Source organism: Anabaena sp. 4-3, assembly GCF_001597745.1.
Classification (GTDB): Bacteria; Cyanobacteriota; Cyanobacteriia; order Cyanobacteriales; family Nostocaceae; genus Trichormus.
On sequence record NZ_LUHJ01000072.1, the window covers coordinates 87,374 to 97,533 of the forward strand.

The window sequence follows — 10,160 nt, forward strand, 5'->3', positions numbered from 1 at the left end:
GTCCTTCAACAACAGCCGTTCCTTGCACTTCTTCCTAGCTGCATGGCCTGTAATCGGTATCTGGTTTACCGCTTTGGGTGTTAGCACAATGGCGTTCAACTTGAACGGTTTCAACTTCAACCAGTCCATCATCGACTCTCAAGGTCGTGTAATCAACACCTGGGCTGACATCATCAACCGCGCTAACTTGGGTATGGAAGTAATGCACGAGCGTAACGCTCACAACTTCCCCTTAGACTTAGCTGCTGGCGAAGTTGCTCCTGTTGCTTTAACCGCTCCTGCTATCAACGGTTAATCATTAACCTTTAGCAATCACAAAAAAGCTTCCTCCTTACGGGGGAGGCTTTTTTGGTTTTTATTTGTTAAGTAGGTCGGGATAAATAATTAAAGGTTTGTAGTAAGGACTTTAGTCCTCAAAAAAAGGGCTAGAGCCGCTTACTACGAACTGAATTACAATAATTGACATCGCAAAACATATATTTTGATTTATTCTTGGCAAGTTAGTTAATTGTTCTGGGAATACCCGATAAATCAGGTTTCTACATGAGGGACAAAATGGAGAATATTAATATTTAGGTAAACTCAGCAACTATTTCAACATGGTGCTTAAAAAGCCCAAATCCATGTAAAATACAGATTCCAGACTGTATTTCCTTAACATCATGGGCAGCACTTTTGGTCATCTTTTCCGTATTACTACTTTTGGCGAGTCCCACGGTGGAGGCGTGGGAGTTGTAATTGATGGTTGTCCTCCGCGACTGGAAATTTCTGCGGAAGAAATTCAAGTGGAGTTGGATAGAAGACGGCCAGGACAAAGTAAAATTACTACTCCCCGGAAGGAAGCAGACACCTGCGAAATTTTATCTGGGGTGTTTGAAGGTAAAACCTTGGGAACACCAATCTCTATTTTGGTGCGTAACAAAGATACTCGTCCCCAAGACTATGACGAGATGGCGCAAAAATATCGCCCTTCTCACGCGGATGCTACCTATGATGCTAAGTATGGAATTCGGAATTGGCAAGGTGGCGGCAGGTCGTCAGCGCGTGAGACAATCGGGAGGGTGGCAGCAGGTGCGATCGCTAAAAAAATTCTCCGTCAAGTTGCTAATGTAGAAATCATCGGTTACGTCAAGCGCATCAAGGACTTGGAAGGCGTAGTTGACCCCAATACTGTAACTTTGGATGATGTAGAAAGCAATATTGTACGCTGTCCTGATGCGGAATGCGCGCAAAAAATGATTGAATTAATCGAACAAACTGGTAGACAAGGTGATTCTATCGGTGGGGTTGTGGAATGTGTGGCGCGAAATGTGCCTAAAGGTTTGGGTGAGCCAGTATTTGATAAGTTAGAGGCTGATATTGCTAAAGGTGTGATGTCTCTCCCTGCTAGCAAAGGTTTTGAAATTGGTTCAGGTTTCGCGGGGACGCTGTTAACTGGGATTGAACATAACGACGAATTTTATATAGATGAAAATGGTGAAGTTCGCACAGTAACTAATCGTTCCGGGGGAATTCAAGGGGGAATTTCTAACGGCGAAAATATTATTTTGCGAGTTGCGTTTAAGCCTACGGCTACTATTAGAAAAGAGCAGAAAACAGTGACTCGTGAGGGTGAAGAAACTCTATTAGCTGCTAAAGGCAGACATGATCCTTGTGTTTTACCCCGTGCTGTGCCAATGGTTGAGGCGATGGTGGCTTTGGTATTGTGTGACCATTTGTTACGCCAGCATGGACAGTGTAAGCTGTTTTAATTGTAGGTGCGATCGCCTGTATCCAGTCAGTCATTAACCTGGCTCATAATATAGTTGTAAAATGAACATTAATGAAGAAGATACTCAACAGTATCTTCTTTATTATTTCTAACTAATTTATCCCTAATTATATGAATTTCATTACAATTTTAGGATTAGCAGCCGCTACGTTAACCACAATCGCCTTCTTACCACAAATGTGGCAAACATGGCGCACAAAATCAGCGAAAGATGTTTCTTATGTCATGCTGATTACGTTTATGGGTGGTCTGTTTTTATGGTTAATCTATGGCATTTATCTACAAGCTTTGCCGATTATTCTGGCTAACGGCACCACTTTATTTTTAAACTCGATAATTTTATGGCTTAAAATTAAATATAGATAGATACCCTTTAGTTAAACACCTGTGACATCTTCCTTATTTACTGCTGAACGTCTGTTATTCACCCCTGCTACACCCGAAACCAACGCCATACCATTGATATTCGCTTTCCCTAACGAGTATACAGTGGGAATCACTAGCTTAGGCTATCAGGTTGTGTGGGCGACTTTGGCAATGCGTCGTGATGTGCAGGTGAGTCGTCTATTTACTGATACTTGCGAAACCCTTCCTAGACAGCCGGAAATTGTCGGCTTTTCGATTTCTTGGGAATTGGATTATGTGAATATTTTAAATTTGTTGTCATCTTTAGAAATTCCCATTCGCGCAATTAACCGTGATGATTCTCACCCGCTTGTTTTTGGTGGCGGCCCGGTTCTCACGGCTAACCCCGAACCTTTTGCTGATTTTTTTGATGTGATTTTATTAGGGGATGGGGAAAATTTACTAGGGAATTTTATAGAAACTTATCAAGAAGTTAGACACGCTTCCAGACAAACTCAATTGCAAAGACTTGCACAAGTACCAGGAATTTATGTCCCTAGTTTATATGTAGTAGAATATGAAGCACCAGATGGGGCGATAAGTTCGATTAAACCGATTAATTCGGAAATTCCCGCAGTGGTGCAGAAACAAACTTATCGCGGAAACACTCTCTCAGCTTCTACTGTAGTAACTGAAAAGGCGGCTTGGGAAAATATTTTTATGGTGGAAGTGGTGCGGAGTTGTCCCGAAATGTGCCGCTTTTGTTTAGCTAGTTATCTGACTTTACCTTTTAGAACTGCGAGTCTGGAAGGTTCTTTAATTCCGGCGATTGAAAAAGGTTTACAAGTTACAAACCGCTTGGGTTTATTGGGTGCTTCTGTAACTCAACATCCAGAATTTGAGACTTTATTAGATTACATTAGTCAGCCAAAATATGATGATGTGCGGTTGAGTATTGCTTCGGTGCGGACTAATACTGTAACGGAACAGTTAGCTAAAACTTTGGCGAAAAGAGACACGCGATCGCTTACCATTGCTGTAGAAAGTGGTTCGGAAAAATTACGCCAAATCATCAACAAAAAGCTACATAACGATGAAATCATTCAAGCAGCTATCAATGCTAAAGCTGGCGGCTTGACAGGCTTGAAACTCTATGGAATGGTAGGTATTCCGGGAGAAGAACCAGAAGATTTAGACGCAACGGTAGCTATGATGCGGAGTATTAAAAAAGCTGCGCCGGGACTGCGGTTAACTCTCGGTTGTAGTACCTTTGTACCGAAATCCCATACACCATTTCAATGGTTTGGGGTAAACACTCAAGCAGAAAAGCGGTTACAGTGGTTGCAAAAACAGCTTAAACCGCAAGGGATAGATTTTCGCCCAGAGAGTTATAATTGGTCGATTATACAGGCTTTGATATCGAGAGGCGATCGCCGCATTTCTCAACTGCTGGAACTTACCCGCGACTTTGGCGACTCCTTGGGTAGTTACAAGCGTGCTTTCAAACAACTCAAAGGCCAAATACCTGATTTAGATGTCTACGTCCACAGTAATTGGTCACATCAGCAGATATTACCTTGGAATCACTTGCAAGGGCCGCTACCACAGTCTACACTACTAAAGCATTTGGCTGAAGCTACCAGTCATTTTTCTCAGGAACTCCAGCCATTAAATTGATAGTTATAAGTGAATGCAAAACACATCTGAGTTTTACTGCGCTTATTGCGGTGAACCTAACTTAACCTTTATTGACTTAAGTGCTGGGGGACAACAATCTTATGTAGAAGATTGTCAAGTTTGCTGTCGTCCTAATATTTTATATATTCGAGTGGATGAAGACACCCTAGAAATTGAAATTGATACCGAGTACGAAGGCTAAATTTTAGGTTTTCCTTTCCATGCTGCACTTTCAACATTCCTCAGTCATTAACGCACCAATAGAAGTTGTTTGGAAATTCCACGAAAGACCGGATATTTTACAACTACTAACTCCACCTTGGCAACCAGTACAAGTAGTTCGCCGGGAGGGAGGACTAGAAGTAGGGGCTATTACCGAGTTTAAGCTGTTTCTTACGCCTATACCCTTAACTTGGTTAGCGCGTCATACGGAATGCGAAAAATATCGCTGGTTTACTGATGAACAGATATCTGGGCCTTTTGAGTCTTGGGTACATCGCCATGAATTTGAACCCCAAGGAAACAAAACTAAGCTGAAGGATGATATTTCCTACGTTATGCCTGGAGGGGAAACGATAGAATTTTTTAGCGGTTGGTTAGTGCAATCCCAACTCGAAGCAATGTTTCGCTATCGTCATTTTGTAACTAAGCGCGAGTGTGAATCATTGCCAAAAATTCCTTAGTTGTCTTGATTCTTCAAACTTTGGCGTGAAATCCACTTCACTACATCAGGAAATCAGCGATAAAAAATATGAAACACCTTTGCAGAACCAACTGTAACGGCTGATTTGTGATGTTTAACTGCATCCCAAATTGCATTTGCTACATCTTCAGGTTTCTCTACGATGGGGTTTTGTAACACATCATTGAGTAAGAAACAGAAATTTTATCTTGATGAGGTACATTCATCTAGTCTCTTGAAAAGTGTCAGAATGCTCTCTTAAAATTGGGCGTGTGCAAAGATAAGTCAGAGGGCCGAATAAGGGAATCAAAGTGATTGCCCAAAATACTGATACGTTATTCCAGTTACGGCGAGACATATCATCTGTAAGAATTGTGGGAAATAAAAGGGCGAACAGGCAAAAAGCCAAGCTCATACCATGAATAAAGCGATCGCTCTGAAATTGCATGATAAAATCTTCCCAATTACCTAAGTTGACAGCATAAGCCAGCAACACAATTGTACTGACACTCAAAATCACACCGTATAAGCGAGAGTCTAACAATTGCAAAAAAGCGTCTTTCTGCCCTAAAAATTCTGTATTGGGTTTCCGTAAAGCCAAATATGGCAACAGTCCCAACACCCCAGAACCCACCGATGCTAGAGCAAAAGGCCAAAACGGTATCCATTGCATCCTACCATCAATGAACAACAGACCACTGTAAATCAATAGCCAAATGCCAATGAGCGAAAATAAAGACAGAATTACGGCATTGATATCAGCCCACTGAAGAGTCAATATATTTTTCAGCAGTGTTAATGTTTCCTCTAGATGTAAAGGTGGAGCTAGAAACAAAATATAGGCAATAAATCCCGCCCATAATAACCATAATCCCAATTTTCCAGCCATAATCTTCGATGTTGAGCAAAATAAATTTCAGCAAGAGTTGTATTCTCTCTCGCTGATTCATATTTCTCAAACCACCTTGGAGAAGATTTTGATTACTTAATTGTTTAACTTGTGACTGATTGCTGCTGAGAGGGTATGACTTCGGCACTCGTTTCTGGTAGTGGGGGACGAACAGACAAATAAACCAACGCGCCAAATAAGGGAATTAAAGTAAATAACCAAAACAACTGCTGATTTTGCCAACCGCGACGCGCCAGATCATCACCCAATAAAGCCGGAAATAATAGGCACAGTAGGCAAAAATCTAAACTCATCACATGGATGAAGCGGCTAGTTTGCCACTGTTGCACAAAGTTACTCCAATCACCTTGACTTAAACCATAGCCGACTAGAATCGTCGCCCCTACAGTTAAGACAATACCAGTCAAACGAGAATCTAAGAGCTTAATCAAAGCGTTTTTTTGTCCGATAAACTTTTGATTGGGTTCTCTTAAAGCTAGATAGGGTAACAGCGCAAACGCACCAACGGCGAAAGAAGCACTTGCAAACAACCAAGCTGGTATTTTTTGCCCTCTACCATCAATAAATAGTAATGCGCTGTAAATTAAAGGCCAGATGCCCATGAGGTTGAATAAGGCTATGACTAAGGGATTGATACCTTGCCACTGACCGATAGACAGTTGTTTAATTAATTCAAAGGTATCGGGACTATCAGGTGGTGCAAACACAAAAGCATAAGTGATGAATCCTAGCCACAGCACCCCAAAAGCAATGTTTCTGACCATAATTTTGATGTAATTAACTAAAGGCTTCTGAGAGGTAATCAGCCGCAGCCATGACAACTGCGATCGCATTTTCGTAATCTAGGCGTGTAGGGCCTAAAACTCCAACACTTCCTAACGGGACTCCACCCCGACGATAGTTAGAAGAAATTAAGGTACAAGTGCGTATCGGTTCTAATGGGTTTTCTGCACCAATACGCACCGTCACCTTGGGTTTATTCGTCTCTTCCACCTCTGGCTCCTCAAAGATTAGCCGCCAGAGTTGTTCTTGTTCTTCTTCCAATAGTTGAATAATCGTTTGTACTTGCTGTAGTTGGGAAAATTCTGGTTGACGCAACACCTCCGCTACACCCCGCACCATAATCTGTGTTGTCGTCGGTGCGAAGGTGCGATGAGCTAATTCTGAGGCAAAATCTTTCAGGAACTCCCCGTAAACTTGAAATTCCCGATCTAACTGACTCCAGTCTAAGTTGCTAATTTCTAACAGACTTTGCCCCCGTAAGTGAGTATTCAAAAAGTTAGACACAATTTGCAACTCTCGATCAATTACTTCTGGGTCAGATTTTGTTTCTGTTCTGGTTGGTGGTAAATCTATCAGCTTGGAATGGGTTTCATAACCATCCGTTACCACAATTAACATAATTTTTCCTTCAATCTGCATTAATTGCAGATGTCGCACAATGGCTGTATTAGTTTGCGGCATGGTAATCAAGCTAATACATCCACTTAAGCTAGCTAAAATCTGCGCTGCACCTTGCAACAGAATCTCTAAACTCCAATCTTCCCAGTGGAGACGCTGTTGCAGTGACATTTCTACCTTTTTTGTCACCGCTTCCGTGCGCGTAACGTCTTGCAAAGAGGGTGTAACTAGCTGATCAACATAAATCCGATAACCTGAGTCAGAAGGTACTCGTCCGGCAGATGTGTGTGGTTGGTACAATAACCCAGATTTTTCTAGTGCGCCCATCACATTGCGGATGGTGGCGGAACTAACACCCAGGTCGTACTCCTCGACCAAAGCTTTGGAACCAACAGGTTCTGCCGTAGCTATGTAGTGACGTACCGTAGCCCAAAGTATATGCTGTTGTCGATTTGTCAACTGGACTTGCATAGGGTATCTTTGACAGAAAGCTAATTTTAATCAAGGTTTGAAAAGTTTTTTGGATTTGAAAGCCAAAAAATTATGAATTTTTATTGAAAATAACTAAATATTTAATTATATTGTAATGACTAATATTAAAGTCCTCAGCCGCTACTTTCGTCTAGCAAGCGTTTCCAGAAAAAAAACACAGATTTGAATATATTATTATTATTCGATTGTCTAAGTATTATCCTATAACATTTTGATAAAAATTGTAGTTTTAGTTACTGATTTTTAAGAGAAAATTTAGCTGGTTTTATGGTAAAACCCATCTCTAATTGAAATACAGGCTCTATTGCTCAAAATTTCATCTAGTATTATTTTGTTTAAAAAAGCACATATAAGCTGAGAGACTTATTCCCAGCTTGCTATGGCTGTTTTTTCTGAAATCTCCCGCCGCATCAGTTGATGAGTGGGTTCAATCTTCAGCTATGGGATACTTAATACTGGGGAATGGAACGGTCAACTAAGATAGAGTAGGCATCAATGCCACCAGCAATATTTTTGACATTGGTAAAACCTTGAGTAACTAACCACTGACACATTTGGGCAGAACGGATGCCGTGATGACATAGTACAAGAGTTTCCGCATGGGGATTAAACTTAGCAGGAACTTGATCTGCCCATTGGGTAAATTCACTCAGAGGCAGATTGACAAAGCCATTAATCTTAGCAAGTGCTACTTCTTGGGGTTCACGCACATCTATGAACTGAATACTGGCATCATTGTCAGCCAGACGTTGTGCTAGTTCCTCTACACTAATTTGAGCGATGGGTTGATCAGAAATGTTCCTGGTCATGGTGATAATAAACAGTCGTATATGATTTATGGTGACAGAAAACTTTTAACCTAGCATAAGCAATTTTGCTTAAGAGTCATTAGTCATGAGTTATTAATCATTAGCTTTTCTCCTTTGTGGCTGATGCTGCTGCCTTGTCTCTCCCGCACCCCTGCCCAAACCTTGAGGGGGCGTTGTATTTCGGGATAAATAAGCTGGCGTAGAGGTGCAGAGAGTCAAAGAGTTCTAAATACAACAAGTATTCCGTCCTTTAGCCTTGGCTTGATAGAGCGCATCATCGGCTCTGTGGAACATATCATCAATTTTTATATCTTCTGTCTGGTAAACAGCTATACCAATACTTACTGTTATGCTCAGTGTGTTTGTCAGTGTTGGGATTGGTGTCTCAGCCACTACAGAACGAATGCGATGGGCAGCCGTGAGAGCTTGAGAAGCATTGGTGTGGGGCATTAAGACAACAAATTCTTCACCTCCATATCTTCCAATTAAGTCTACTTTTCTCAGAGTGCTGCTGACTACAGAAGTGAAGGTAACTAAGGCGCGATCGCCCGTCAAATGTCCATAAGTATCATTAATCTTTTTAAAATGATCTATATCGAGGAGCAAAAGAGAAAATGTTGATTCGTACCGACAAGCCTGGTTAAATTCTTGCTCGGCAGCTTTTAAAAAGCTACGACGATTTAAAACACCAGTCAGAGCGTCTATTTGAGCTAACTTTTCAACTTCTGCTAATTTTTTTTTCAGTTCGTCAGTTATATATTTTAAAGTTAAATGTGTTTTCACACGAGCGAGCAGTTCGGGTTTTCTAAATGGTTTTGTCACGTAATCAACAGCACCTAAATCAAAAGCGTTGACAAGATGCTCTTGCTCATGACTAGCTGTGAGAAAAATAATTGGAATTTCTTGATAATTTTGGTCTTCTTTAATAGCCTGACAAACCTGTAACCCATCCATATCCGGCATCATCATGTCCAGTAAAATCAGGTCAGGTGTAATATTCTTCAGCCGTTCTAATGCTTGTTGTCCACTAACTGCAAAGGTTGTGTTATAACCAATATCGTTGAGCATACTACCAACTACTTTCAGGTTTTGGGCAATATCATCAACGACAAGAATTAAAAAATTTTCTGGGATAAATGATAAAGTTTGCATTTAACAAGAATCTCCGGCAATTTGTTGACGAATAGAGGGGAATTTTTCGATAGTTTGCGGTAATAACTGCCAATCAAAAGCATCTAATTGCGTTTTCAGAGAACTTACATAATCCGCTAAAATTTGGCATTGATGTTCCTGACTCCAAACCTCTAGGTGGGCAATAAACTGTTGTAGTTCTCGCATTTCTAGAGTTTTCCGCAGTGTTGTCCAGACCATTTCTTCCTCCTGACGAATTTTGGTCAGAAGTTCTCCTAAGTTAATCGGAGTAGTGAATGAAACTTTACTAGAGTTATTTGACTGCAATGGGCTATCTTCTGCCGAAGGCAATGGTGCATGCTGATATTTTTCCCCAATCGGAGCAAAAAACTGCAAATGTTTTTTCATTTCTGTTACGAGTGCGCTACGGCTGACAGGTTTACGCAAAAAGCCCTGGCAAATTGTCTCAACCTCTAATTGTTCTTCCTTCTGGCAAGAAGCTGTCAAAATAATGATGGGAATATGTTGAGTGCGTGCGTCATTTTTGAGATGCAACGCAGTTTCACATCCATTCATCCGAGGCATTCGCAAATCAAGTAAAATCAAGTCTGGCTGATGTATTTGCGTCAGGCGAATCGCTTCCTCGCCATCTTCAGCCATGATTAACAAATGATGAGTTTGGGCAAAGTATCCCTGAATTAGCTGGCGATTTGAGTCTACATCATCCACAACCAAAATTGTGCAGGGAGCAAACTGATTGAGATCATCATCTGGAGAGGAATGTTCAGGCAATTCCGTAGTGTCATTGCCTAGGGATAACTCAGGAAAGATAAAAGTAAAAATACTACCTTGCCCTAACTCACTTTCGAGTGTGACAATTCCACCCATCATGTTGGTGAGTCGGCGAGTGATTGCCAATCCTAAACCAGTGCCTCCATACTT

Annotated in this window: 11 protein-coding genes and 1 pseudogene; 6 read left to right on the forward strand and 6 right to left on the reverse strand. The window is 41.2% G+C overall.

Annotated features, from left to right (window positions below):
• The 6 genes and pseudogenes from A3775_RS20825 to A3775_RS20850 all read left to right on the forward strand — a co-directional run.
• Positions 1-295 (forward strand): annotated as a pseudogene (locus tag A3775_RS20825) (photosystem II q(b) protein); the annotation flags it as partial.
• A 367-nt stretch (positions 296-662) separates the two neighbouring features.
• Positions 663-1,751, forward strand: coding sequence for a chorismate synthase (gene aroC / locus A3775_RS20830; RefSeq protein ID WP_066382884.1), 1,089 nt, complete (start codon positions 663-665; stop codon positions 1,749-1,751).
• A 131-nt stretch (positions 1,752-1,882) separates the two neighbouring features.
• Positions 1,883-2,137: a SemiSWEET transporter gene (locus A3775_RS20835; protein ID WP_066382883.1), complete on the forward strand. Its 255-nt coding sequence runs from the start codon at positions 1,883-1,885 to the stop codon at positions 2,135-2,137.
• A 21-nt stretch (positions 2,138-2,158) separates the two neighbouring features.
• Positions 2,159-3,793 (forward strand): radical SAM protein, encoded by a 1,635-nt coding sequence (locus A3775_RS20840; RefSeq protein ID WP_066426596.1) that lies wholly within the window; start codon positions 2,159-2,161, stop codon positions 3,791-3,793.
• Positions 3,794-3,806: 13 nt separating this feature from the next.
• Complete coding sequence (locus A3775_RS20845; protein ID WP_066382880.1) at positions 3,807-3,995, forward strand: CPXCG motif-containing cysteine-rich protein; 189 nt, start codon at positions 3,807-3,809, stop codon at positions 3,993-3,995.
• Positions 3,996-4,014: 19 nt separating this feature from the next.
• Positions 4,015-4,476 (forward strand): SRPBCC family protein, encoded by a 462-nt coding sequence (locus A3775_RS20850; protein ID WP_066382878.1) that lies wholly within the window; start codon positions 4,015-4,017, stop codon positions 4,474-4,476.
• A gap of 222 nt (positions 4,477-4,698) precedes the next feature.
• On the opposite strand, the gene A3775_RS20855 is transcribed toward A3775_RS20850, so the two are convergent.
• The 6 genes from A3775_RS20855 to A3775_RS20880 all read right to left on the reverse strand — a co-directional run.
• Positions 4,699-5,364 (reverse strand): hypothetical protein, encoded by a 666-nt coding sequence (locus tag A3775_RS20855; RefSeq protein ID WP_066382876.1) that lies wholly within the window; start codon positions 5,362-5,364, stop codon positions 4,699-4,701.
• Between the two features lie 104 nt (positions 5,365-5,468).
• A complete protein-coding gene (locus A3775_RS20860) occupies positions 5,469-6,149 on the reverse strand; it encodes a hypothetical protein (RefSeq protein ID WP_066382874.1) in 681 nt (226 codons plus the stop codon).
• Between the two features lie 13 nt (positions 6,150-6,162).
• Positions 6,163-7,257, reverse strand: a complete 1,095-nt coding sequence (gene hrcA / locus A3775_RS20865; RefSeq protein WP_066426598.1) for a heat-inducible transcriptional repressor HrcA — start codon at positions 7,255-7,257, stop codon at positions 6,163-6,165.
• Positions 7,258-7,727: 470 nt separating this feature from the next.
• Positions 7,728-8,087, reverse strand: a complete 360-nt coding sequence (locus tag A3775_RS20870) for a rhodanese-like domain-containing protein (protein ID WP_066382870.1) — start codon at positions 8,085-8,087, stop codon at positions 7,728-7,730.
• Between the two features lie 225 nt (positions 8,088-8,312).
• Positions 8,313-9,239 carry a diguanylate cyclase gene (locus A3775_RS20875; RefSeq protein ID WP_066382865.1) on the reverse strand — a complete coding sequence of 309 codons (927 nt, stop codon included), beginning with the start codon at positions 9,237-9,239 and terminating at the stop codon, positions 8,313-8,315.
• Positions 9,240-10,160: response regulator (locus A3775_RS20880; protein ID WP_197480202.1), on the reverse strand; the 921-nt coding region annotated here is incomplete at its 5' end.

Coding starts and splice junctions, on each gene's coding strand:
- A3775_RS20845 (WP_066382880.1), top strand. CDS start 3,807: ATGCAAAACACATCTGAGTTTTACTGCGCTTATTGCGGTGAACCTAAC.
- aroC (WP_066382884.1), top strand. CDS start 663: ATGGGCAGCACTTTTGGTCATCTTTTCCGTATTACTACTTTTGGCGAG.
- A3775_RS20870 (WP_066382870.1), bottom strand. CDS start 8,087: ATGACCAGGAACATTTCTGATCAACCCATCGCTCAAATTAGTGTAGAG.
- A3775_RS20835 (WP_066382883.1), top strand. CDS start 1,883: ATGAATTTCATTACAATTTTAGGATTAGCAGCCGCTACGTTAACCACA.
- hrcA (WP_066426598.1), bottom strand. CDS start 7,257: ATGCAAGTCCAGTTGACAAATCGACAACAGCATATACTTTGGGCTACG.
- A3775_RS20860 (WP_066382874.1), bottom strand. CDS start 6,149: ATGGTCAGAAACATTGCTTTTGGGGTGCTGTGGCTAGGATTCATCACT.
- A3775_RS20875 (WP_066382865.1), bottom strand. CDS start 9,239: ATGCAAACTTTATCATTTATCCCAGAAAATTTTTTAATTCTTGTCGTT.
- A3775_RS20855 (WP_066382876.1), bottom strand. CDS start 5,364: ATGGCTGGAAAATTGGGATTATGGTTATTATGGGCGGGATTTATTGCC.
- A3775_RS20850 (WP_066382878.1), top strand. CDS start 4,015: ATGCTGCACTTTCAACATTCCTCAGTCATTAACGCACCAATAGAAGTT.